This window comes from Streptosporangium sp. NPDC005286, from assembly GCF_040607515.1.
Taxonomy (GTDB): domain Bacteria; phylum Actinomycetota; class Actinomycetes; order Streptosporangiales; family Streptosporangiaceae; genus Streptosporangium.
The window spans coordinates 60,440-83,746 of sequence record NZ_JBEXGU010000015.1 but is presented as its reverse complement, the minus strand read 5'-3'; the positions used below and the strand labels follow the sequence as shown (position 1 = coordinate 83,746).

Sequence of the window (23,307 nt, the reverse complement as noted above, 5' to 3'; positions counted from 1 at the left end):
CGCCCCCCTTTTCCCGCGGATCCGACCGCCTTCCTCGGGGCACGCCGGCCGGGTCCGTCCGCACGGGGAAAAAGACTCGATCAATTACGAGTATGGATAGTCCTTGGGCCGCGCCGGGGGACGCGCGGCGTAGGCTGGGCTCGTCACGTATGAGGAGGCGATCTGAAGTTGCACGCCGTAGGCATCTCACGGCACGCAGGCACCCCGGCGGTCCGCACCGCGGTCGTATGGGACGTCCTGAGCGCCGTGCTGGCCGAACGGGTGGCCGCGACGGGCCGTGACCGGCTCGACATCGTCGACGCCGGGGGCGGCACGGGTGGTTTCGCCGTTCCCCTGGCCGACCTGGGCCACGCCGTGACGGTCGTCGACCCCAGCCCCGACTCGCTCGCCGCGCTGGAGCGCCGCGCGGCGGAGGCGGGGGTGGAGGTGCGCGCCCTGCAGGGTGACGCCGCAGACCTGGGGGAGCTGCTCCCGAGCGGTGGCACCGACCTGGTGCTCTGCCACAGCGTGCTGGAGTACGTGGAGGATCCGGTCGGCGCGGTGACGGCCATGGCCGGCCTGCTGCGCGAGGGCGGCGTGATCAGCGTGCTCGCCGCGAACCCGCTCGCCGCCGCGCTGCATCGGGCCTTCGCCGGACGCTTCGACGAGGCCCGCCAGGTCCTGGACGACCCCGAGGGCCGCTGGGGCGACCGCGACCCCACCCCCAGGCGCTTCACCCGTGAGGCACTGGAGCGGCTTCTCGCCGTGACCGGCTTCGCGCCCGGCGAGGTGCACGGTGTGCGGATCTTCGCTGACCTGGTGCCCAGCAGGCTGCTCGACGGCGAACCCGGAGCCGCACGCGCCCTGGTCGACCTGGAGCAGGCGGCGGCGGCGCACCCGGTTCTCCGCGACATCGCGACCCAACTGCATGTGCTTGGCCACCGGTGAGCACCACATCGAACGCGTGTTCCCGTAGAATGGCGTCGTGTCGAGAAAGCAGCAGATGCCGCGCCCGGAATCGGATCTGGGGACGGACGACACCGGCTGCCCGATCCTCCATGTCGACATGGACGCCTTCTACGCAGGTGTCGAGCTGCGCGACCGCCCCGAGCTCAGCGGAACCCCCGTCATCATCGGCGCGCCCGGCGCGCGCGGGGTGGTGCTCAGCGCCACCTACGAGGCCCGGAGGTTCGGGGTGCACTCGGCCATGCCCATGACCCGGGCCCGACGGCTCTGCCCTCACGCGGTGATCATCCCGCCGAGCCGCGGCAAGTACGCGGAGGTCTCCCGGCGTGTCATGGAGATCTTCCAAACCTTCACCCCCGAGGTCGAGCCGATAGCCTCCGATGAGGCGTTCCTGGACGTCGGCGGGGCACGCAAGCGCCTCGGCCCCCCGGCGGAGATCGCCCGGATGATCCGTGAACAGGTCGTGCGCGAGCAGGGCGTCACCTGCTCCGTGGGAGTCGCCAACAGTAAGTTCGTGGCAAAGCTCGCCTCGCGCCACTGCAAGCCGGACGGACTGTTCGTGGTTCCCGCCGACAGGGTGGTCGACTTCCTGCACCCGCTCCCGGTGGCGGCGCTGTGGGGTGTCGGGGAGCGCACCGAGCGATCGCTGGCCCGGCTCGGCATCAAGACGGTCGGCGATCTCGCCAGGGTCCCGGTGGACACGCTCCGGCGCGAGCTGGGGCAGGCGGCGGGCGAGCACCTCGCGGCGCTCGCCTGGGGGCGTGACGAGCGCCCCGTGACCCCGCACGTTCCCGACAAGAGCATCGGCGCGGAAGAGACATTCGCCACAGACATCGCAGACCCCGTGGAGATCCGCAGGGAGCTTCTCCGGCTCTCCGAGCGGGTCGCGGCCAGGCTCAGGCAGGGGGGCAGCGTCGGCCGCACGGTCAGCGTCAAGCTCCGCCGCGCCGACTTCACCACCCTGTCCCGCTCCCGGAGCCTGCGCGAGCCCACAGACGTGGCCAAGATCCTGTACGACGTCGCCTGCGCCCTCTACACCGCCTCCGGCCTGGAGAACGTCCAGCTGAGGCTGGTCGGAGTCCGGGTGGAGAACCTCAGCCCGGCCGACGGGGCGAGCAGGCAGCTCGGCCTCGGAGAGCGTGAGACGGGCTGGCGGGAAGCCGAGCAGGCGATGGACAGGGCCGCCCGCAGATTCGGTCACAATGCGGTGCTCCCGGCCTCCCTTGTTCGCCCGCCGTTTGATGGAATAGAACCATGACGCGGCCTCCGGTTTGGACTACGTTGGACGTTTTCTTTCGTCTACGTCTACAGCCTCGTATTCTGGGGATAACCGACCGCGAGGTTCGGACACCCCGTGTCGTCCGTCACCGTCTTCCCCGTCCTGGGGCTGTCCTTGGGAGGCGCCGTGCCGCTCTCTGAGCACGAGCAGCGCTTGCTCGACCAGATCGAGCAGGCACTCTACGCCGAGGACCCGAAGTGGGCCAATACCGTCAGGATCAGTGATCCCCGCAGCCACTACAGGCGCCGCCTGGTGAAGGCCTCCATCGGCTTCATCCTGGGTGTCGTCCTGCTGATGGTCGGCGTTGTGATCATCAACATCCCGCTCGGCGTCGGCGGTTTCGTGGTCATGCTCGCCGCGTGTCTGTGGGGTCTGTCCAGCTGGAAGCGGATGAACGGGTTCGGTGAGGCCGGCGCGGCCGTACCGTCCGATCAGCCGCGGGGCAAGGGGGGACGCCGCAGTGGCTCCCGCCAGAGCTTCATGGAACGCATGGAGGAGCGCTGGCGCCGTCGTAACGACGAGCACTAGCCGCCGGGCTCGCCGCCGTTCGCGGCGGCGGATCTCCTCCCCGACCCCCTGACGACGAGGGCCGCTCCCGACTGGAAGCGGCCCCTGCCATCCGGTGAACCCGCCCTGCTCAGGCGCCCTTCCTGGCCGGCCTGCGGAGCCGGATGTTCTCCAGCCGGTCGAAGCCGTCCAGCACCCGCCCGCCGAGCCCCCGCATCCGCAGGAGCGTGGAGGGCGGCAGCAGCACAGCCCTGATCCGCCTGCCACGGGTCGCGGTGGCGGCCAGCGCCCGCCGCACACTTCGCAGGTCCGCACGGAGCGTGCCGGTCTCACCCGGGGTCCTGGCGTAGAGCGTCCGCTCCACCGCCGAGGTGATCCTCCCCAGCGCGGCGGCGGCCTCCGGTTCGAACCCGTACTGCTCCGTCAGCCGCCTGGCCAGCGCGCGCGGGCTCTCACTCGGCTGCCGTGACATCCCGTAGTCGCACAGCGCGTCATCGAGTTCGGCCCAGGACGCCCTCACCGCCGACTCCCGCCGCTTGACCCTGAGTGCCGTGGCGCCGGTCGGATCCTCGCCGTCGGGATCCCTGACCTGCCGGGTGTAGTACCTGCCGCGGCGGGCCCGCAGCTGCCAGCGGATCACCGCCGGAATCAGCGCGACCAGCAGCGCGATCACGACTCCGATGCCGATTCGCGCGGCCGGCGGCATGCCCTCGTCCAGTGCGATCGGCAGGCCGCCGGAGTCGAGGTCGAGCGTCCGGTCACGGCGGCCGGCCGCCGCCCCGCCGGTGGGGTCGGAGTCGCCGGGGTCCGCCGACGGGGCCGTGATCGGCTCGTCGGGGGTGGCCGACGTCACCTCGGGCCGGGTGTAGGAGGGCACCGTCGCGCTGCCCTGGCCCGCCCCGCCCGTCGGTGTGGGCTCGAAACGGAGCCATCCGGTTCCCTCGAAGTACAGCTCGGGCCAGGCGTGCGAGTCATGGGTGCGCACCTGCCACTGTCCGGACAGGTTGCCGCCTCCGGTGTAGCCGATGGCGACCCGGGAGGGGATGCCCAGGACGCGCGCCAGCACCGCCATGGAGGCGGCGAACTGCTCGCAGTAGCCGGTCCTGTTGCGGATCAGGAACTCCGTCAGCGCCGGGCCGTCGTGCCCCTGAGTGGACAGGTCGTAGGTGAACCCGCCCTTTTCCGTGAAGAACTCCTGCAGCTGGATCGCCTGCTCGTACTGGCTGGAGTCGCGCTTGGTCACCCGGGTGGCCAGTTCCCTGATCTCCCCGGGAAGGCTCTCCGGCAGTCCCAGGTACCGTTCCTTGATCGCCGGGGCCGCCGGATCCGCCGCCCTGAGCTTCTCCGCCGTGGGCTCGGGCTCGGCGGTGACCACCTGGTAGGTCAGGCCCTCGGCGGTGTTCCTGGTGGAGAAGACCATGAGCGTGTCGCGGTCGGGCCGCCAGTCGCCCTCCACCGTGACCCTGGACGCGGGGTAGGGCAGTGGCAGGAAACTCAGCCTCCTGACCTGCTCGCTCACCGTGATGTCGAGGGTCGCCGGCGTGACGGGCACGTCCACGTCCTGGCCGGGGGGCGGTGGCATGGGTGAGTCGGAGGTCCGGTCCTCGGGGCGGCCCCTGGGCTCCGACATCGTCCACTGCTCGCCGTCGAAGACGTCGAGGGAGTACATCCGCAGGTAGCGCGCCGCGCCGTCGCTGGCCGTGTAGGTCAGCACCGTGGAGTTCTCCGGCAGCGACAGCTGGCCGCGCAGGTTGACGATGGGGTTCGGGATGCTGATCGAGTTGCCGCCACCCTTGCCGTTGCCCACCCCGAACGAGAACAGCGGGTTGGGCTCCAGCGGAGGGAGCAGCAAGGGCAGCAGGACGGCCAGCACGATCGCGGTGAAACCGATGCGCCTGCCGGACAGCCGTAGCGTCCCGGCATCGGAGGAGGGCCGCGTGACGGTGAAGGGGGACGTCCGGCGCACCAGCACCGCCCGGCCCCAGTGGCTGACCCGCTCCCGTCCGTCGGCGACGAGCACGCCGAGATAGCCCAGGGCACCGATGATGAACGCCGGCCAGCTGATCGGCTCGGCGACCACCGCCGCCGGGACGGTGAACAGCGCCAGCAGCGGCAGCCCGGTGAGGGCCGCCCTGCGCAGCCGCGCGGCCAGCAGGTCGACGGTGATCGCGATCAGGCCGACGCCGCCGCAGGTGAGCAGGACGATTCCGTCGCTGTCCGGCACGGGGGCGGCGAACCGCTGGATGTCGGCGAAGCCCGTCGCCAGCAGCTCGGCCAGTGCCAGGACCGACTCCTTCGTGGGCACCACCCTCGCCCACGCCTCGTCGCCGGTGAACACCGTGGTCAGGTAGATCCAGACCGCGAGCACCTGGGCGGGCGGCACCAGCCAGCCGGGCAGCCTGTAGTGGCCGGCCAGCACGCCGATCCCGGTCACGACCAGGATCGCGCCGAGGCTGGTCCAGAACCAGGCGCCGCCCTGGAAGAGGGGATAGAGCGCGATCGCGACCGCTCCCGTGGCCACGCCCGACGCGATGGGAAGTCTCATGCGTTGCCCCTGCTCGCCAAGGATCGCCCGCGCTGCGCGGTGTCCTGCCACACGCTCGCGACGGAGGCGCCGGCGGCCAGTCGCACGACGCGCCAGCCCGTCCCCGTCAACACCGCCCGCGCCGCCTGGAAGTCCTCGTTCTCGCCGAGTTCGGGATGCTCCCATCCCGCCACGTCCAGCATCACGGCCACGCCGGTCATGTTGCCGTGCCTGACCCTGGCCAGCTCCTGGGCCTGGTCGAGGTCCATCTTGCCGAGCACGGCCACGATCAGCCCGTCGCCGCCGCCCTGGCGCAGCGCGCCGACGCCGTACTCCAGCGACCGCGCCGGGCTGGCCCGTACCACGGCCAGGGTGTCCAGCAGCGACAGGCTCAGCCCGCTGTCGGTGAGGTGCTCGGCCCCCTGGTCGGTGACCAGGCGCAGGCCGAGACCCTCATGGGCCAGGTGCACGCCGATGGAGGCGGCGGCCGAGACCGCGGTCTCGAACGACGAGCGCGGGCCCTCACCCCGGTGGGCGTACCGCCGGGTGTCCAGCAGCAGCGCACCTCTGCTCTGCCACTGCTGCTCCTCGCGCCGGACCATCAGCTCGCCGTGCCTGGCGGTCGAGCGCCAGTGCACCCGCCGCAGGTCGTCGCCCTGCCGGTACTCGCGCGGGGCGACGTCGTCGTCCCCCGCCGCCGCGACGCTTCTGGTACGGCTGTCACCGCCGCCCGTCCACTCGCCGACCAGACGGACCTGGGGCAGCGCCACCACCTGGGGCGTCACCATCAGCGTGTCGCTGATGGTGAACGACCTGGTCAGCTCGACCAGGCCGAAGGGATCGCTGATCCGGATGGAGAGCGGGCCGATGGTGAAGCGGCCGCGCAGGTCGGAGCGGACCCGGTAGTCGATCTCCCGGATACCCTGCGGCTCCACCCGGTCCAGCACGAACCTGGGCCGGGCGCCGAGGGCGTAGGGAACGGTGTCCTCGACCATCAGCAGACCGGTCGGCAGCCGGGTGACGTTCTCCAGCCGCAGCGTCACGGTGGCCTCGCTGCCCACCTCGGTCCTGGGCGGATCCAGACGGCGCGCGCAGCTCAGCCGGTAGCGGGTGCGGGCGACCACCATGGCCGCCAGCAGCGGCAGCGAGACGATCAGCACGCCGATCCTGAGCAGGTCGTGCTCGCCGAGGAGGAAGGCGCACAGCAGCGCCGCGACGCCGGACGCGATGAAGGACCGGCCGCGGGCGGTGAGCGCCTTGAGGCCGGAGGTCACCGGGCCTGGGCCTCGGGAACGGGAACCCGGCGGACCAGGTCGGCGATCACCTGCTCGGGCGGGCGGCGCTGCCCCTGAGCCTCGATGCTGGGCAGCAGCCGGTGCGCCAGCACGGGGATGGACAGCTCCTGCAGGTCGTCGGGAATGACGTAGTCGCGGCCGGCGAGCGCCGCGTGCGCCCGCGAGGCCCTGACCAGTTGCAGGGTCGAGCGAGGAGAGGCGCCCAGCCTCAGGTCGGGGGACTGGCGGGTGGCGGTCACCAGGTCGATCGCGTACTTCTTGATCGGCTGGGAGACGTAGACCCCGCGCACCGCCTCGATCAGCGCCCGCACCTCTTCGGTGGTGGCCACCGGCTCCAGCTTGTCCAGCGGGGAGGCGGCGCCGTGCACGTCGAGCATCTCCAGCTCCGCGGAGGGGGCCGGGTAGCCCATCGCGATTCTGGCGGTGAACCGGTCGCGCTGAGCCTCGGGCAGGGGGTAGGTGCCCTCCATCTCGATCGGGTTCTGTGTCGCGATCACCATGAAGGGGGAGTCCAGCCGGTAGGTCGCCCCGTCGACCGTGACCTGCTGCTCCTCCATGCACTCCAGCAGTGCCGACTGGGTCTTCGGGGAGGCACGGTTGATCTCGTCGCCCACCACGATGTTGGCGAAGACCGGGCCCGGCTTGAACTCGAACTCCCTGGTCTGCTGGTTGTAGGCGCTCACCCCGGTGATGTCGCTCGGCAACAGGTCGGGGGTGAACTGCACCCGGCGCACCGGGCAGTCGATGGAGCGCGCCAATGCCTTGGCGAGCATGGTCTTGCCGACTCCGGGCACATCCTCGATGAGCAGGTGGCCTTCGGCGAGTAGTACGGTCAAGGTCAGGCGGATGACGTCACTTTTGCCTTCGATCACCGATTCGATCGACTGGCGGATCCGGTGCGCGGTGACAACAAGATCATCGAGCTGAGGTGAGACGTCATGAGTTACTGCCACCAGGCCTCCATGAGGATGCGGCGGTTGTGCGCCGGGGGTTGCCGTTGCGGAATCTTTGCGATCCCGTTACTCATTCTGTTTACGACCCTACGGCGCCGCGCGTTCCAACGGCGACCTTATGTGGTCATCAAGGATGATTTCGGGTGATCAGCCACAGTGTGCGCCATGATCGTCGCGTTCCTGTGCGAGTGACGTGTCGATCCTGTGACGGGCATGGTGCTGTTTCACCTTCCATCATTCTTCACCGCCTTACAGTCCATTTCATGATCTTTGGACTATTCGGCAATCTTCCCGACACGCCCATGACGTATGACGGGCCGCTTACCCCCTCCACTCCGCACCACCCCATTTGAACTGGGGAAATGTCGACGAAACCTGCCGTGAAGAGGCGCGGAATCAGTTGACGGTGGAGAGAAGTGGAGTATGGTGGTGCGCAGTGGAGGGCAAGGCCGCGACGCCTGGTTTTCCGCTGGGCACGGGAGGTGGAGCCGATGTTCCTCGGCACTCACCACCCGCGTCTCGATGAGAAGGGACGGCTGTTCCTGCCGGCGAAGTACCGTGAGGAGCTGGCGGAGGGTCTGGTGATCACCAAAGGCCAGGAGCGTTGCCTCTACGTCTTTCCCGTAGAGGAGTTCCAGCGCATAACCGAGGCTCTGCGCAACGCGCCGGTGACCGCCAAGGCGGTCCGTGACTACAGTCGTGTCCTCTTCGCCAGCGCATCCGACGAGGTCGCCGACAAGCAGGGACGGATCACCGTTCCGCAGGCTCTGCGCGAATACGCCAGCCTGCGCCGTGACTGCGTGGTCATCGGAGCCAACACCCGGCTGGAGATCTGGGACGCGCACGCCTGGAGCGCCTATCTGGCCGACCAAGAGCAGGCTTTCGCCGATCTGTCGGAGGAGGTGCTGCCAGGGATTTTGTGACTCCACGGTCGACTCATCGGTAAAACGTCGTTCGGCGAGGTCTCCACCCGCAACCACCTGCCCGTCAGCTGATGCACCTTCCCCGGTGTCAGGTGACGGACGGATACGCGGGTGCGGATGGGGACCTGGCCGGACGGCCCCGGGGGTGGGGGCCAGTTTCAAGACACCGGTGAGCGTCCGCCGCGCGTCCATGGGACGGGGCGGGAAATAAGGAGGGTTGCGCTTCATGCGCGCCGAGAACCACAGCCATGATCTCCAGGCGCCGGGGGGACACGTCCCGGTCATGCTCGACCGGGTGCTGGAGTTGCTCGCTCCGGCGCTGGCCCGCCCCGCCCCGGTGCTCGTCGACGCCAACCTCGGACTCGGCGGCCATGCCGAGGCGCTGCTCGCCGCACACCCCTCGCTCCACCTGATCGGGATCGACCGCGACCCCACCGCCATCGAGCGCTCCACGGCCAGGCTCGCGCCGTACGCGAACCGGATCACGCTGGTGCGCGCGGTCTCCGACGAGCTCTCCGAGGTGCTGGCCGACGCCGGCCACCCCCGGGTCGACGCGGCCCTGTTCGACCTGGGGGTCTCCTCCCCGCAACTGGACGAGGCCGAGCGTGGTTTCGCCTACTCCTACGACGCGCCGCTGGACATGCGGATGGACCGTGACGAGGAGCTCACGGCCGAGATCGTGGTCAACACCTATCCGGCCGCCGAGCTGATCCGGATCCTGCGGGATTACGGAGAAGAACGATTCGCCCCGCGTGTCGCGCATCTAATCCTCAAGGAAAGGGCCAGGGAGGCCATAACGTCTACCAAGCGGCTTGCGGAGATCGTCCGGACGGCGATCCCCGCCGCTACGCGCAGGACCGGGGGCAACCCCGCTAAAAGGACTTTTCAGGCGTTGCGGATCGAGGTGAACGCGGAGTTGACGGCGCTGGAACGCGCGCTCCCAGCCGCGCTCGACGCATTGACGCTGGGCGGGCGCGTCGTCGTGCTCGCGTACCACTCCCTCGAGGACCGGCTGACAAAGCAGGTCATCACCGCGCGGACCAGGGACACCGGCCCTGTTGGCCTCCCTGTCCCGCTGCCGGCTCACCAGCCGCGGTTCGCGCTCCTGACGAGGGGAGCCGAGCTTCCGAGCGAAGAGGAGGTGGCCCGCAACCCGCGGGCGGCCTCTGCCCGGTGTCGGGCGGCAGAGAGGATCCGTGAGGCAGTTGACGAGGAGTGAGACAGACGTCCGACGTGCCGCGCCCAGCCGTGCCGTGCCCGGTCGCGGCGCGCGTCCCGTGCGTGTCCCCCGCGCGATGCCGCAGGGGCGCCGCAGCGGTCCGGTCAGGCCCGTCTCCGGTCCGGCCGCGCCGGCCCAGGCGGCTCCCGCGGCCCGTCGCGCGCGGGCGCCGAGGGCTCCCTTCCTGCTGCTCGTGGTCGGCCTGCTCTGCGGCGGCCTGGTCAGCCTGCTGCTGCTGAACGCCGTGCTCGCCAAGGACTCCTTCCGGGCCAACGGGCTGCGCAAGGAGATCAGTGGGCTGCGCATCGAGAAAGAGGCGAAGCAGAGCGAGAACATGCGGAGGGAGATGCCCGACGCGGTCGCGAAGAACAACGAGTACCAGGGGCTTGGGCCCGACTGGGACACCGCGCGCGTCATCACCCCCGACAAACCCGCCAGCAGTGCCGCCAGCGACGGTCAGACGCCCGCAGGGCAGGAGCGAGTGCCGGGCACGGGCCGGTGAGAGAGAGCGGCGGACGAGGGCCCGGACAGGGCCGCGGCGGCTCCTCGGGCGGATCGGCGGGAAACTCCGGCCGCCGGTCTCCCAGCGGCCCCGGCCGGACGGGCGGTCCCGGCGGAGCCTCGGACGTCCCCGGCAAGCCCGGTTCCGACGGCACCGGGCCTTCCGGTGCTCCCGGTGTCCCCGACAGCCCCGGCGGGCCCGCCTCCCCGGGCAGGCCCCCGGCGTCCGGCAGGTCCGGCTCGTCGAGATCGTCTGGTTCCGCCGGCCGGGGGCAGGGCGTCGACGGGCCGGGTAGGCCCGGTTCCTCGGGCAGGTCGTCCGGCTCCGGTCGCGCGGGCTCTTCGGGCAGACCGTCCACCACGGGCTCCGGCCGGGCGGGTTCTCCGGCCAGGGGACAGGGAGACGAGAAGGCGTCCGGTGCGGCCAGGGGGCGATCCTCCGCCGAAGGAGCCGGTAAGGGCCAGGGGGCAGGGCGGACCGGCAGGTCGGGCTCCGCCGCGAGGCCGCCCGCCTCGGGCGGCTCCGGCCGGGCCTCCACCTCCGGCGGTCCCGGCAGGACGGGCTCGCCCGGCAGGCCGGCGGCCTCGGAGGGCACCGGCAGACCTGGCAGATCCGATAAATCTGATAAATCTGATAAATCCGATAGGCCCGCCAGGTCCGGCTCTCCGGCGAGGCCGCCGGCCGCGGGCACGTCCGGCAGATCCGGCTCTCCGGGGCGGCAGGGTGCCACCGGCAGGCAGGGGCCCGGCGCGAGGCCGCCCGTCCTCGGCGCGCCCGGCCGGCCGGGCGCGCGTCCGGGCAGGGGCGCCTCCGGGGCCCCGGACGTCCCCTCCGCGCTCCGGGCGACGGGTGGCTCCGGCAGGCCCGGCGGCCCCTCGGCGCCGCGCAGGCCCACCGGTTCCGAGAGCGCGCGTGGACCGGTGCGGTCCGCACGACCCCAGGAGTCACCGGGCCCGCCGGGCCGGGCGAGACCCGCGCCGAGGCGCGGGGACGAGCGGCCCCAGGAGCAGGAGTACACGCGCGCGATGGGACGCGGCGGCGGCAGGCCACCGCGGCCTCCGGCGCGCCCGTCCGCGGTGCTGCGCCTGGGCAACCCCCGCAGGCGGATCGGCATCGGCCTGATGGCGATGACCTTCGTGCTGTCCATCTTCGCGGGGCGGCTCATCCAGCTTCAGGGCCTCGACTCGAAGGTCTACACCGCCGAGGCGGCCAAGCAGCGCGTACAGGGTGAGAAGCTGCCCGCGAGAAGGGGCTCGATCACCGACGTCAACGGACACGAGCTCGCGCTGACCCTGGAGGCGCGCGAGATCTTCGTGGACCCCTCTCAGGTGGTCGCCGCGCAGCGCGACCGGGTGGCCACGGTCCTGGCCAAGGAGTTGAACGAGGCCAAGGATCCGATCGCCGCCAAGCTGGCCGACGGCACCAGCCACTACGAGCAGCTCGCCGCTGCCGTCGATCCCGCGCTCGCCCAGCGGATCATGGCGTACGAGTTCAAGGGCGTCGGCAGCAAGCACCGCTACCGGCGTGACTACCCGGGCGGTGACCTGGCGGGCAGCCTGCTGGGTTTCGTCGGCACCGACGGCACAGGACTGGCCGGGCTGGAGAGCACCTACGACAAGCTGCTCGCGGGCCGGGACGGCGAGCAGATCATCGAGACGGGCGCCAAGGGGCAGCGCATCCCGATGACCCGCAGCACCCTGCGGGCGCCGGTCGAGGGCAGGGACGTGCGGCTGACCATCAACCGCGACGTCCAGTGGGCCGCGCAGAAGGCGATCAGCGAGCAGGTCAAGGCCACCGGGTCGCGCACCGGCAGCGCCATCGTGATGGACGTGCAGACCGGTCAGTTGATCGCCATGGCGAACGCGCCGGAGCTCGACCTGAGGAACTGGAAGGACTCCCCGGTGGAGGACCGGGTCAACCGGTCGGTCACGGACGTGTTCGAACCGGGCAGCACCAACAAGGTCATCACCGCCGCGGCGGCGCTGGAGTCGGGGGCCGTGCGGCCGGACACCCTGTTCACCGTCCCCGACCAGATCAGGTGTGCCGACCGGGTGCTGAAGGACTCCCACCCGCACGCCACCGAGCGCCTGACCTTCTCGGGCGTCGTGGCGACCTCCAGCAACGTGGGCACGATCCTGGCCACCCAGAAGATCGGCGACGAGAAGCTCCACTCGATGCTCCAGCGCTTCGGTTTCGGCGCGAAACCCGGCACCGGGCTGCCGGGGGAGGAGGCGGGGCTCCTGCCCGACTGGAAGGACTGGTCGGGCAGCCAGCGCTGCACGATCGCCTACGGCCAGGGCATCTCGGTGACCGCGATCCAGACGGCGAGCGTCTACCAGACCATCGCCAACGGCGGGGTGCGCGTCACCCCGCAGATCGTGGCCGGTACGACCGGCGAGAACGGCGCGTTCACGCCGTCCGCACCGGGTGAGCGGACCCGGGTGGTCGGTGAGCGTACGGCGCGGGAGATCGCCGCCATGCTGGAGGCCGCCGTGAGCGAGGAGGGCACCGGCAACCTCGCCGCGATCGACGGTTACCGGGTGGCGGGCAAGACGGGCACCGCGATGCGCTATGACACCAGATGCCAGGGCTACTGCGGATATACCGCGACGTTCGTTGGTTTTGCTCCCGTGGACAAGCCCCGCCTGGTCGTCCTGGCAGTGCTCCAGGATCCCCAGCAGGGCCACTACGGTGGGGAGATCGCCGCCCCGGTCTTCAAGCAGCTGATGACGTTCGCGTTGAAGAGCGGGAAGATTCCCCCGACCGGAACCCGGCCCTCCCCGGTGCGGATACGCGCAGGGAGGTGACGAGTGAAGGTACGCTCTCGCCGTGCATCCCCCGTCGTCCATGCGACCCTCAACCAGTTCACCCCGTCCGCTCTCCGGGCTGGCGAGCCTCATCGGCGCGCCCTCGGGCACGTCACGAGCGCCGCTGGCCGCGGTGTCCGGGATCACCATCGACTCGCGCCAGGTGTGTCGTGGAGATCTCTACGTCGCGCTGCCGGGGGCCACGGCCCACGGGGCCGACTTCTCCGCGCAGGCCCTCGCCGCGGGTGCCGCCGCGATCCTGACCGACGAGGCGGGCAGACAGGCCGCGGTCGCGACCGGCCTGCCGGTCCTCGTCGTGCCCAACCCGCGCCGCCTGCTGGGACAGGTCTCCGCCTGGGTGTACGGCAATCCCGCGGCGGACGTGATGGTCATCGGCGTCACCGGCACCAGTGGTAAGTCCACCACCACTTTCCTGCTGGAGGCCGGACTACGGGCCGCAGGACACCGGCCGGGGCTGATCGGGGGCGTGGAGATCCACGTCGGTGAGCTGCGTTTCGCGCCGAAGCTCACCACGCCGGAGGCCAGCGACCTGCAGGGCCTGTTCGCCCTGATGCGCGAGCAGGGCGTCACCGCCGCGGCCATGGAGGTCTCCAGCCACGCGCTGGCGCTGGGCCGGGTCGACGAGGTGTCCTACGACGTGGCGCTGTTCACCAACCTGTCGCAGGACCACCTCGACTTCCACCGGGATCTCGACGACTACTTCGCGACGAAGGCCCGGTTGTTCACCCCCGAGATGAGCAGGGTGGGCGTCGTCAACATCGACGACGCCCACGGGCGGGAGCTCCTCGGCACCGCGAAGATCCCGATGACCACCTTCTCCGCCGAGGGCGCCGTGGAGGCCGACTGGCGGGCCGTGGACGTGCGGCTGGGACCCGAGGGCAGCAGTTTCAAGATCGTGGGCCCCGGCGGCGTGGAGGAGGCCGCGACGATCGCCCTGCCCGGCCCCTTCAACGTGGCCAACGCCCTGGGCGCCGTCGTCGCACTGGTGGAGGCCGGTGTGCCGCTGCGAACCGCGGTGGCGGGCATAGGTACGCTGGCAGGAGTTCCGGGCCGGATGGAGCGGGTTCCCGGCGGGGAGGACTTCCAGGCCATCGTCGACTACTCGCACAAGCCCGGCGCGGTCGAGTCGGTCCTGTGCTCGCTGCGCGAGGTCACCGCGGGCAGGCTCATTGTGGTCCTTGGCTGCGGGGGTGACCGTGACCGTGGTAAACGCCCAATGATGGGAGAAGCCGCCGCAAGGCTGGCAGATGTGGCTATTCTCACCAGCGACAACCCCCGCTCTGAGGATCCCCTGCGGATCCTCGCGGAGATGATGGACGGAGTTCTCGGTGTGTCCCAGGACGGACGCGCACATGTGATCATTGAGCCTGATCGTGCCGCGGCCATCGACCTGGCCATTGGCCGGGCGGGTTTCGGTGACGTCGTCGTCGTGGCCGGCAAGGGTCACGAGCAGGGCCAGTACATCGGCGACCAGGTGCTTCCTTTCGATGACAGGCAGGTCGTGGCCGACGCGATCGTCAGGCGCCGGAACCGCACCGGGCGCCGAAGCACGTATGGAGAGTAGGGAAGACGCATCATGATCCCGTTGCCGCTGGCCAGAATCGCCGAGATCACCTCGGGGGCCCTCGCGGGCATGGCCGACCCACGCGCGGTGGTGCGCGGCCCGGTCGTCATCGACTCCCGCGCCGTCGAACCGGGGTCGCTGTTCGTCGCGATCAAGGGTGACCGGGTCGACGGGCACGACTTCGCCGCCCAGGCCATCGAGGCCGGGGCGGTCGCCGTGCTGGCCTCCCGGCCCGTCGACGTCCCCGCCGTCATCGTCGGCGACACCGTGACGGCCATGACCGGCCTGGCCACCGCCGTCTGCGCCGAACTGCCGGCGACCACGGTCATCGGCATCACCGGCTCGGCGGGCAAGACCACCACCAAGGACCTGCTGGCCAGGCTCACCGCCAGGATCGGTCCAACGGTCGCCCCCGTCGAATCGTTCAACAACGAGATCGGCCACCCGCTGACCGTGCTGAAGGCCGACGAGGACACCCGCTACCTGGTGCTCGAGCTCAGCGCGCGCGAAGCCGGGCACATCACCCACCTGACTCGTATCGCCCCGCCGAGGATCGGCGTGGTCCTCAACGTCGGCACCGCCCACCTGGGCGTCTTCGGGGGCAAGGAGGAGATCGCCAGGGCCAAGGGCGAACTGGTCGAGGCGCTGCCCGCCGACGGCGTGGCCGTGCTCAACATCGACGACCCGCTGGTGGCCGCCATGGCCGGACGCACCGGTGCCCGCGTCACCTGGTACGGCCGGGCCTCCGGCGCCGACGTGCGGGCCGAGAACGTGACCGTCGACGATCGGGGGCGCGCCTCCTTCACGCTGCGCACCCCGTCCGGCGCCGCCCCGGTCGGCCTCCGCCTGTACGGCGAGCACGCGGTGGAGAACGCGCTGGCGGCCGCGGCGGCCGCCTACGAGCTCGGCCTGCCGGTCGCCACCATCGCCGAGGAGCTGTCGGAGGCCGAGCCCCGCAGCCGCTGGCGGATGGAGGTCACCGACCGCGAGGACGGGGTGACCGTGATCAATGACGCCTACAACGCCAACCCCGACTCCATGCGCGCCGCCTTCGGCGCCCTGGATGCGCTCGCGGGCGATCGCCGCCGCTTCGCGGTCATCGCCTCCCTGCGCGAGCTGGGCAAGGACGGTCCCGCGCTCAACGAGGAGCTGGGCCGGCTGGCCGGGGGCGCGGGTCTCGCCGGCCTGTTCGTCGTCGGCCCCGACGCCGACCCGATCCTGGCCGGGGCGGAGGCCGCCGTACGGGAGGCCGCGGGCCGCGTACCGGCGGCCGGCGCCCCGGCCGCGTATGCCGGACCGACCTCGCACGCGGAGGCCCGCGCCGTGGGCGGCCCGCCGGGCGCGGGAGAGCCGCCGGGCACCGGCTCGGTGGCCCGCCTCTCGCCCGTCGTCGCCTTCGGTGACGCCCCGGCGGCCGGGGTCCAGGGCGCCACCCGGGTCTCGCACGCCGCCGACGCGGCACAGGCGGGCGCGGAGCTGTCGGCGCTGCTGGCCCCCGGTGACGTCGTGCTCGTCAAGGGACCGCGCGCCGCGGGCCTCGAGCGGGTGGCCGCGGCGCTGCTCGGGGGTGATCGCCGATGAGGGAGATCCTCGTCGCGGCGGCGATCAGCCTGCTGCTGTCCATGCTGGGCACGCCGCTGGCGATCCGGCTGTTCTCCCGGCGCGGCTACGGGCAGAGCATCAGGGAGGAGGGCCCCTCCGGCCACCACGACAAGCGCGGCACCCCCACCATGGGCGGCACCGTGATCGTGATCGCCGCGCTGGTCGGCTTCGCCTGCGCCCACCTCTACAGCTTCACGCCGCCCACGGTCTCCGCGGTCCTGGTGCTGTTCCTGATGACGGGCCTGGGCGCGGTCGGCTTCCTGGACGACTTCATCAAGATCTACAAGCAGCGCAGCCTGGGCCTGCGCAGCGGTGCCAAGGCGCTGGGCCAGCTCATCGTCGGCGCGGTCTTCGCGGTCCTGGTGACCCGTTTCCCCAACGCCTACCTGATCACCCCGGCCGAGACGCGCCTGTCGTTCCTGAGGGACTTCGGCCCCTCCATCGGGCTCATCGGGTTCATCATCTGGGTGCTGATCATGATCGTGGGCTTCTCCAACGCGGTGAACCTCACCGACGGTCTCGACGGCCTGGCCAGCGGTGCCACCGGTGTGGTGCTGGCCTCGTACGTGCTGATCGGCAACTGGCAGCTGCGCAACAGCTGCACCACCCAGCTCGGGCCCAACTGCTACTGGGTCCGCGACCCGCTGGACCTGGCCGTGGTCGCCGCGGCGGTGCTCGGCGCGCTGGTCGGCTTCCTGTGGTGGAACGCCCCACCCGCGAAGATCTTCATGGGTGACACCGGCTCGCTGGCCCTGGGCGGCGTGCTCGCCGGGTTGGCCATCACCACCAGGACCCAGCTCCTGCTGATCATCCTCGCCGGGATGTGCGTGCTGATCACCATGTCGGTGATCATCCAGGTGGGCTCCTTCAAGATGACCGGTAAACGGGTCTTCAGGATGGCCCCGCTCCAGCACCACTTCGAGCTGAAGGGCTGGGCCGAGACGACCATCGTGGTCCGCTTCTGGCTGATCGCCGCCCTGTGCGCGGCCGCCGGGCTGGGGATCTTCTACGTGGAATGGATGCCCAGGCTGTGAGTGGGAAAGGCCATGTGATCTGCGTCGCCGGGCTGGGGGTCTCGGGCACGGCCGTGGCCCGCACGATGGCCGCGAGGGGCGAGAAGGTGGTCGTCCTGGAGGGCAGGGACGGCGAGCGGGCCAGGGCGCTCGCGGGCGAGCTCGCCGAGCTCGGTGTCGAGGTCCGCTTCGGTGAGCCCGTGGAGCCCCCGGAGGGCACCTCGCTGATCGTCACCACGGGCTGGCCGCCGCACCACCCGCTGCTCGCCGCGGCCGCGGCGGCGGGGATCGAGGTGATCGGCGAGGTCGAGCTGGCCTGGCGGCTCCGCCCGGGCGGAGCCGCTCCCTGGCTGGCGCTGACCGGTACCAACGGCAAGACCACCGTGGTCCGGATGCTCACCTCGATGCTCCTGGTCGCCGGGCACCGGGCGCTCGCCGTCGGCAACGTCGGCACCCCGGTGGTGGAGGCGGTCGCCGGAGCCGGCGACGTGCTGGCGGTGGAGCTGTCCAGCTTCCAGCTGCACCGCTCGCCCAGCATCGCCCCGTACGCGGCCGCGGTGCTCAACGTGGCGCCGGACCACCTCGACTGGCACGGCTCCATGGAGGAGTACGCCCGGGTCAAGGGGGAGATCTTCGCCAGAGCCGGGATCGTCGTGTACAACGCCGATGACGAGTGGGCGACCCGTCTCGCCGCGCCGTACGAGGGCACGGCGGTACGCAGCGTGGGCTTCACCCTCGGCGTGCCCTCACCGGGCCGGCTCGGCGTGGTCGAGGACCTGCTGGTGGACCGGGCGTTCGTGGCCGATCCCGCGGCCAACGCGGAGGAACTCGCCTCGTTCGACGACGTCCGCCCGTTCGCGCCGCACAACGTGGCCAACGCGCTCGCCGCCGCGGCACTGGCCAGGGCCTACGGGGTGAGCGCCGCCGCGGTGCGCGAGGGCCTGCTGGCCTTCGTGCCCGACCCCCACCGGATCGCGCACGTGGCCAGGGTCGCCGAGGTCGACTACGTGGACGACTCCAAGGCCACCAACCCGCACGCCGCCGCCGCCTCGCTGGCCGCCTACCCGTCGATCGTCTGGGTGGCGGGCGGGCAGCTCAAGGGCGCGGACGTCGGCGAGCTGGTACGTTGCGCCGCGCCCCGCCTGCGCGGTGCGGTCCTCCTGGGCGCCGACCGCGAACGAATTCGCGAGGCTCTGGCGCGACACGCCGGGAATGTTCCGGTGGTGGAGGTGGCCGGGCAAGACACTGGGGTCATGGACCGTGTCGTCACCGAAGCCGCCAGGCTCGCCGCCCCCGGAGACACCGTGCTGCTGGCCCCGGCCGGCGCCTCCTGGGACATGTTCTCCGGTTATCCCGCGCGAGGGGAGGCGTTCGCCCGAGCCGTGCACCGTCTCGCCGCAGGGCATGACGGGGGACGGGCGTGAGCGCGACGGCGCAGGAGAGCGCCCCCCGGGGTCAGGACGGCTTCCGCGAGCACCTGATCGCCTTCCGCGAGCTGCTCAACCGGCCGTTGACCTCGTACTACCTGATCCTGGGGTGCAGCGCCCTGCTGCTCGTCCTCGGCCTGATGATGGTGCTGTCGGCATCCAGCATCGAGGCGCTGCAGGAGAAGGGAGATCCCTTCTACTGGTTCTTCAAGCAGTCGGTCTCGGCCGGGATCGCCCTCCCGCTGATGTGGATCTGCGCCCAGCTGCCGCCCCGGTTCTTCAGGCTCGCCGGCTACCCGCTGATGGCGCTGTCGATCCTCGGGCTGGTGCTGGTGCTGTTCGTCGGCACCTCCCAGCTCGGCGCCCAGCGCTGGATCGACCTCGGCCCCATCTACCTGCAGCCGTCCGAGCCCGCCAAGCTCGGGCTGACGATCTGGGGGGCCGACCTGCTGGCCCGCAGGGCGCGCAACGGCCTGATCGAGTGGCGCAGCCTGTTCATCCCGCTGATGCCGGGCACCGCGATCCTGGCCGTCATGGTCATGATGGGGCGCGACCTCGGCACCACGCTGGTGCTGATGATGATCTTCCTGTCGCTGCTCTGGGTGGTGGGCGCGCCGCTGAGGCTGTTCGGCGGGATCCTCGCGGTGGCGGTGCTCGCGACCATCGTCATGATCAGCACCGAGGGCTACCGCTCGGCACGGATCGCGGGTTGGCTCGACCCGTGGGGCAACGCCCAGGGGGCCGGCTTCCAGGCCGTGCAGGGGCAGATCGCGATGGGCAGCGGCGGCTGGTTCGGGCTGGGCCTGGGGTCCAGCAGGCAGAAGTGGAGCTGGATCCCGCACGCGGAGAGCGACTTCATCTTCTCCATCCTCGGCGAGGAGCTCGGACTGATGGGCACGCTCGTCGTGGTGGCCCTGTTCGGGCTGCTGGGTTACGCGGGCCTGCGGGTGGCCACCCGGGTCAAGGACCCGTTCGTCCGGCTCGCCTCCGCCGCCGCGGTCGCCTGGATCGCCGGTCAGGCGATCGTCAACATCGGCGCCGTCATCGGCGTGCTGCCCATCACCGGTATCCCGTTGCCGCTGGTCTCCTACGGTGGGTCGGCCCTGTTGCCCACCCTGGCCGCCCTCGGCATGCTCCTGTCGTTCGCCAAGCACGAACCCGGCGCCCGCGAGGCTCTCGCGGCCCATGGCCCCGGACCGGTGGCGCGGGGCCTAAGCTGGCTTGGCCTGGGTGGTCCGGCCAGGAAACGACGGCCGGGCCGTGGAAGACGATAAGCGAAAGGACCGACATGAGGGTGGTCCTCGCCGGCGGCGGGACGGCCGGTCATATCGAACCGGCGCTGGCTCTGGCCGACGCGCTGCGCCAACTCGACCCCAACATCGGGATCACCTGCCTCGGCACCGAGCGAGGTCTGGAGACCAGGCTGGTTCCGGCCAGGGGGTATGAACTGCAACTGGTGCCCGCGGTGCCGCTGCCCCGGACACTGACACCCCAGCTGCTGAGCGTGCCGGGCCGTCTGGCGGGTGCCATCAACGCGGCCGCCGCCATCATGGACCGGGTCCAGGCCGACGTCCTGGTCGGCTTCGGCGGCTATGTGGCGACCCCCGCCTACCTGGCGGCGCGGCGGCGCGGCGTGCCGATCGTGGTCCACGAGGCCAACCCGCGCCCCGGCCTGGCCAACCGGCTGGGCGCGCGCCTCACCGACCACGTGTTCACCGGCCATCCGGACACGCCGCTGAACCACGCCGAGTACATCGGCATCCCCCTGCGCCGTGAGATCGTCAACCTTGACCGGCTGTCCATGGGCGACAAGGCCAGATCCTGGTTCGGTCTGGAGGCCGACCTGCCCACGCTGCTGGTCACCGGTGGCTCCCAGGGGGCCCGCTCGCTCAACCAGGCGGCCCTGGCCGCCGCCCCCGTGCTGCGCCGGGCCGGAGTGCAGGTGCTGCACGTCATCGGCCCGAAGAACACGCTGGAGGAGGAACCGCCGCCCGGCGACCCGCAGTATGTCGTGCTGCAGTACGTCGACCGGATGGACCTGGCCTATGCCGCCGCCGACTTCGCCCTGTGCCGCTGCGGCGCGATGACCTGCGCCGAGCTGACGGCGGTGGGCCTGCCAGCCGCGTACATCCCGCTGCCGCACGGCAACGGCGAGCAGCGGCTCAACGCCGCGCCGATCGTGCAGGGCGGCGGGGGCCTGATGATCGACGATGCCGAGCTGTCAGCGGAGTGGATCATTCAGAACGTGCTGCCCATCCTGTCCGACCCCGAACGTGTGGTCACCATGTCCGAGGCGGCGTCTCAGATGGGCAGGAAGGACGCCGACGTGACGCTGGCGCACAGGGTGCTGCAGGTCGCGGTGCGAGGGAGAGGCTGAATGGGCGCGGAGCGGATCCGACGCGGTGAGCGCGGGGCTGCCCGCGCTCGCCTCCGGCGAGAGGGCAGGGCGGGACGAGGGCGTCCGCGCGGCGAACGAGGAGGGGTGAGCGGCCGATGAGCCTGGTCAAGCTGGTGGATCCGGTTGCGGCCGGAGACCTGGGACGGGTCCACTTCATCGGGATCGGCGGTTCTGGGATGTCCGGAATCGCGCGCATCCTGCTTAAACGGGGCGTGCAGGTCTCGGGCAGCGACGCGCGAGGGTCGGACATGGCGACCGAGCTGCGGGAGCTGGGGGCCAGGGTGCACATCGGCCACGCCGCCTCGCACATCAAGCAGGTCGACACCGTCGTGGTCTCCACCGCGATCCGCGACTCCAACCCCGAGCTGGGCGAGGCGCTCCGCCAGGGCCTGCGGGTCATCCCCAGGGCCGCCGCGCTGGCCTCCGTCATGGCGGGCAGGACCGGCGTCGCGCTGGCCGGCACCCACGGCAAGACCACCACGACCTCGATGCTCACCGTGGCGCTGCAGAAGTGCGGCGCCGACCCCTCGTACTGTGTGGGCGGGCAGCTGGTGACGACGGGGCTGGGCGCCGACGAGGGCTCGGGCGGGGTGTTCGTCGCCGAGGCCGACGAGAGCGACGGCTCCTTTCTCATGCTGGCCCCCGACATCGCCGTGGTGACCAACGTCGAGCCGGACCATCTGGACAACTACGGTGACCCGCGTGCGGTTTACGATAGCTTCGCCCGGTTCGTGGAGCGGGTGGCCGACACCATGGTCGTCTGCGCCGACGATCCCGGCTCCGCCGCGCTGGTCCCGATCGCCCGCGCCCGCGGCCTGAAGGTGATCACGTACGGTGCGGCGGAGGACGCCGACCTGCGGGTGGGCGGGATCTCTCCCGAGGGGCTGGGCATCACCTTCACGGTCCACGGGCACGGGGAGGTCAGGCTCGCGGTCCCGGGCCGTCACAACGCGCTCAACGCGGCCGCGGTCATCGCGGTGGCGGGGGAGCTGGGTGTCTCCTTTGGTGAGATCCGTGATGGTCTGGCGGCCTTCACCGGTGCCAAGCGCCGTTTCGAGGCCAAGGGTGAGGCGGGCGGGGTGGCGGTCTTCGACAGCTACGCCCACCACCCGACCGAGCTGGCCGCCGACCTGCGCGCGGCGCGGGACGTGGTGGCGTCCTTCTCGGGAGACGGCAGGGTCATCGCGGTCTTCCAGCCGCACCTGTACTCGCGCACCAGGTTCTTCGCCGACGAGTTCGGCATCGCGCTCGGGCTGGCCGACGAGGCCATCGTCCTGGACGTCTACGGCGCCCGCGAGGATCCTGAGCCCGGCGTGTCGGGGGCGCTGGTGGCGGGCAAGGTGCCGCTGCCCGCGGAGCGGGTGGCCTACGCCCCCCAGCGGGACGGCGTGCCCGCCCTGGTCGCGAGCCTGGCCAGGCCGGGGGACATCGTCCTGACCATGGGCGCGGGCGACGTGACCGAGCTGGGTCCCAGGATCGTGGCGGAGCTGGCCGCGCGGTGACCCATGCCAGCGGGCGCGGGTCGCCGGAGGGGGAGTGGCATTGAACGGCGTGTGGCGGTCGGCCTTCCTGGCCTTGCTCACCGCGGGAGTGGTGGGCATCGCCGCGTGGCTGGTGTTCTTCTCCCCGGTGCTCGGGGTGCGGGAGATCCAGGTGGTGGGCAACGCGGGCCTGTCCACCGAGGAGATCCGGCGGGCGGCGCAGGTGGTCGGCGGCAAGCCCCTCGCCACGGTCGACCTGGCCGAGGTGGAGGACCGGATCGGCCAGATCACCCAGATCGAGTCGGTGACGGTCAGCCGCGCCTGGCCGGGGACCCTGCGGGTGAAGGTCGTGGAGCGCAGGCCGGTGGCGGTGGTGCCGGTCGGCGACAGGTCGGCGCTGATGGACCGGCACGGGATGGTCACCGAGGTCAAGGACGTCGCGCCCCCGACACTGCCGGTGCTGCGGGTGGACCGGCCGGGGCCGGGCGACCCGGCGACCGCGGCGGCGCTCACGGTCATCGCCGCGCTGCCGGAGAATCTGGCCCGCCGGGTCGCGGAGGTGCTCGCACCGTCGGCTGAGACGGTCTCGCTGCGGCTGAAGGACGGCCGCGCGATCGTGTGGGGCGGCGGCGACCGTCCCGCGGACAAGGCCCGGATCCTTGTTACGCTGCTCAGACGTCCGGCCGACACCTATGACGTCAGTTCGCCTGACGTCGTGACGGTTAAGTGATCTCATCGGATGGCGGACGTTCCCGGAAAAGGACGGCCCGCGACACGCTGGACGTGCTTGCGGCGCGGTTAGTTGACCCGCCAGGAGCGTAACTCCTACTGTCCGTATCACTCCTCA

General features: G+C 71.4%; 18 protein-coding genes. 15 read left to right on the top strand and 3 right to left on the bottom strand.

What is annotated here, in order from left to right; genetic code table 11:
* The first annotated feature begins 168 nt into the window (after positions 1-168).
* The 3 genes from ABZU75_RS08695 (at position 169) to ABZU75_RS08685 (ending at position 2,752) form a co-directional block, all read left to right on the top strand.
* Positions 169-927, top strand: a complete 759-nt coding sequence (locus tag ABZU75_RS08695; RefSeq protein ID WP_350924505.1) for a methyltransferase domain-containing protein — start codon at positions 169-171, stop codon at positions 925-927.
* Positions 928-982: 55 nt separating this feature from the next.
* Positions 983-2,203 carry a DNA polymerase IV gene (gene dinB, locus ABZU75_RS08690; protein ID WP_355550973.1) on the top strand — a complete coding sequence of 407 codons (1,221 nt, stop codon included), beginning with the start codon at positions 983-985 and terminating at the stop codon, positions 2,201-2,203.
* 147 nt (positions 2,204-2,350) lie between these two features.
* Positions 2,351-2,752 (top strand): DUF3040 domain-containing protein, encoded by a 402-nt coding sequence (locus ABZU75_RS08685; protein WP_030909878.1) that lies wholly within the window; start codon positions 2,351-2,353, stop codon positions 2,750-2,752.
* A gap of 109 nt (positions 2,753-2,861) precedes the next feature.
* Here the strand turns inward: ABZU75_RS08685 and ABZU75_RS08680 are convergent, their stop codons facing one another.
* The 3 genes from ABZU75_RS08680 to ABZU75_RS08670 are packed head-to-tail and all read right to left on the bottom strand — an operon-like array spanning position 2,862 to position 7,503.
* Positions 2,862-5,276, bottom strand: a complete 2,415-nt coding sequence (locus tag ABZU75_RS08680; protein WP_355550950.1) for a DUF3488 and transglutaminase-like domain-containing protein — start codon at positions 5,274-5,276, stop codon at positions 2,862-2,864.
* Positions 5,273-6,529, bottom strand: a complete 1,257-nt coding sequence (locus tag ABZU75_RS08675; protein ID WP_355550948.1) for a DUF58 domain-containing protein — start codon at positions 6,527-6,529, stop codon at positions 5,273-5,275. The genes ABZU75_RS08680 and ABZU75_RS08675 overlap by 4 nt, the downstream gene beginning before the upstream one ends.
* Entirely contained in the window at positions 6,526-7,503 is a 978-nt protein-coding gene (locus ABZU75_RS08670) for a MoxR family ATPase (RefSeq protein ID WP_350924511.1), read from the bottom strand. Before ABZU75_RS08670 ends, ABZU75_RS08675 begins: the two co-directional genes overlap by 4 nt.
* 491 nt (positions 7,504-7,994) lie before the next feature.
* On the opposite strand from ABZU75_RS08670, the gene mraZ reads away from it, so the two are divergent.
* The 12 genes from mraZ (at position 7,995) to ABZU75_RS08610 (ending at position 23,190) form a co-directional block, all read left to right on the top strand.
* Positions 7,995-8,426 (top strand): division/cell wall cluster transcriptional repressor MraZ, encoded by a 432-nt coding sequence (gene mraZ, locus ABZU75_RS08665; protein ID WP_350924513.1) that lies wholly within the window; start codon positions 7,995-7,997, stop codon positions 8,424-8,426.
* A 226-nt stretch (positions 8,427-8,652) separates the two neighbouring features.
* The gene (gene rsmH / locus ABZU75_RS08660; protein ID WP_350924515.1) at positions 8,653-9,645 is read left to right on the top strand and encodes a 16S rRNA (cytosine(1402)-N(4))-methyltransferase RsmH; all 993 of its coding nucleotides are present in this window, start codon (positions 8,653-8,655) and stop codon (positions 9,643-9,645) included.
* 58 nt (positions 9,646-9,703) lie between these two features.
* Entirely contained in the window at positions 9,704-10,147 is a 444-nt protein-coding gene (locus ABZU75_RS08655; protein ID WP_355550944.1) for a hypothetical protein, read from the top strand.
* A gap of 920 nt (positions 10,148-11,067) precedes the next feature.
* Complete coding sequence (locus ABZU75_RS08650) at positions 11,068-12,954, top strand: penicillin-binding protein 2 (protein WP_355550942.1); 1,887 nt, start codon at positions 11,068-11,070, stop codon at positions 12,952-12,954.
* A gap of 40 nt (positions 12,955-12,994) precedes the next feature.
* A complete protein-coding gene (locus ABZU75_RS08645) occupies positions 12,995-14,539 on the top strand; it encodes a UDP-N-acetylmuramoyl-L-alanyl-D-glutamate--2,6-diaminopimelate ligase (protein ID WP_355550940.1) in 1,545 nt (514 codons plus the stop codon).
* A 12-nt stretch (positions 14,540-14,551) separates the two neighbouring features.
* The gene (gene murF, locus ABZU75_RS08640) at positions 14,552-16,120 is read left to right on the top strand and encodes a UDP-N-acetylmuramoyl-tripeptide--D-alanyl-D-alanine ligase (protein ID WP_355550938.1); all 1,569 of its coding nucleotides are present in this window, start codon (positions 14,552-14,554) and stop codon (positions 16,118-16,120) included.
* Positions 16,117-17,175, top strand: a complete 1,059-nt coding sequence (gene mraY, locus ABZU75_RS08635; RefSeq protein ID WP_030909848.1) for a phospho-N-acetylmuramoyl-pentapeptide-transferase — start codon at positions 16,117-16,119, stop codon at positions 17,173-17,175. Before murF ends, mraY begins: the two co-directional genes overlap by 4 nt.
* On the top strand, positions 17,157-18,578 hold the full coding sequence (gene murD, locus ABZU75_RS08630) for a UDP-N-acetylmuramoyl-L-alanine--D-glutamate ligase (RefSeq protein WP_355550936.1): 1,422 nt from the start codon (positions 17,157-17,159) through the stop codon (positions 18,576-18,578). The genes mraY and murD overlap by 19 nt, the downstream gene beginning before the upstream one ends.
* Positions 18,575-19,855 carry a putative lipid II flippase FtsW gene (ftsW, locus tag ABZU75_RS08625; protein ID WP_355550933.1) on the top strand — a complete coding sequence of 427 codons (1,281 nt, stop codon included), beginning with the start codon at positions 18,575-18,577 and terminating at the stop codon, positions 19,853-19,855. The genes murD and ftsW overlap by 4 nt, the downstream gene beginning before the upstream one ends.
* Before the next feature lie 14 nt (positions 19,856-19,869).
* Positions 19,870-20,958 (top strand): undecaprenyldiphospho-muramoylpentapeptide beta-N-acetylglucosaminyltransferase, encoded by a 1,089-nt coding sequence (gene murG, locus ABZU75_RS08620; protein ID WP_355550931.1) that lies wholly within the window; start codon positions 19,870-19,872, stop codon positions 20,956-20,958.
* 116 nt (positions 20,959-21,074) lie between these two features.
* Positions 21,075-22,481, top strand: a complete 1,407-nt coding sequence (gene murC / locus ABZU75_RS08615; RefSeq protein WP_355550929.1) for a UDP-N-acetylmuramate--L-alanine ligase — start codon at positions 21,075-21,077, stop codon at positions 22,479-22,481.
* Between the two features lie 49 nt (positions 22,482-22,530).
* Positions 22,531-23,190 carry an FtsQ-type POTRA domain-containing protein gene (locus ABZU75_RS08610; RefSeq protein ID WP_355550971.1) on the top strand — a complete coding sequence of 220 codons (660 nt, stop codon included), beginning with the start codon at positions 22,531-22,533 and terminating at the stop codon, positions 23,188-23,190.
* The last annotated feature ends 117 nt before the right edge of the window (positions 23,191-23,307 follow it).

What these genes read in the sequence shown, in the direction of transcription:
- dinB (WP_355550973.1), top strand. Translation starts at nt 983, where the DNA reads ATGCCGCGCCCGGAATCGGATCTGGGGACGGACGACACCGGCTGCCCG.
- ABZU75_RS08680 (WP_355550950.1), bottom strand. Translation starts at nt 5,276, where the DNA reads ATGAGACTTCCCATCGCGTCGGGCGTGGCCACGGGAGCGGTCGCGATC.
- mraZ (WP_350924513.1), top strand. Translation starts at nt 7,995, where the DNA reads ATGTTCCTCGGCACTCACCACCCGCGTCTCGATGAGAAGGGACGGCTG.
- rsmH (WP_350924515.1), top strand. Translation starts at nt 8,653, where the DNA reads ATGCGCGCCGAGAACCACAGCCATGATCTCCAGGCGCCGGGGGGACAC.
- ABZU75_RS08645 (WP_355550940.1), top strand. Translation starts at nt 12,995, where the DNA reads ATGCGACCCTCAACCAGTTCACCCCGTCCGCTCTCCGGGCTGGCGAGC.
- murF (WP_355550938.1), top strand. Translation starts at nt 14,552, where the DNA reads ATGATCCCGTTGCCGCTGGCCAGAATCGCCGAGATCACCTCGGGGGCC.
- mraY (WP_030909848.1), top strand. Translation starts at nt 16,117, where the DNA reads ATGAGGGAGATCCTCGTCGCGGCGGCGATCAGCCTGCTGCTGTCCATG.
- murD (WP_355550936.1), top strand. Translation starts at nt 17,157, where the DNA reads ATGGATGCCCAGGCTGTGAGTGGGAAAGGCCATGTGATCTGCGTCGCC.
- murG (WP_355550931.1), top strand. Translation starts at nt 19,870, where the DNA reads ATGAGGGTGGTCCTCGCCGGCGGCGGGACGGCCGGTCATATCGAACCG.
- murC (WP_355550929.1), top strand. Translation starts at nt 21,075, where the DNA reads ATGAGCCTGGTCAAGCTGGTGGATCCGGTTGCGGCCGGAGACCTGGGA.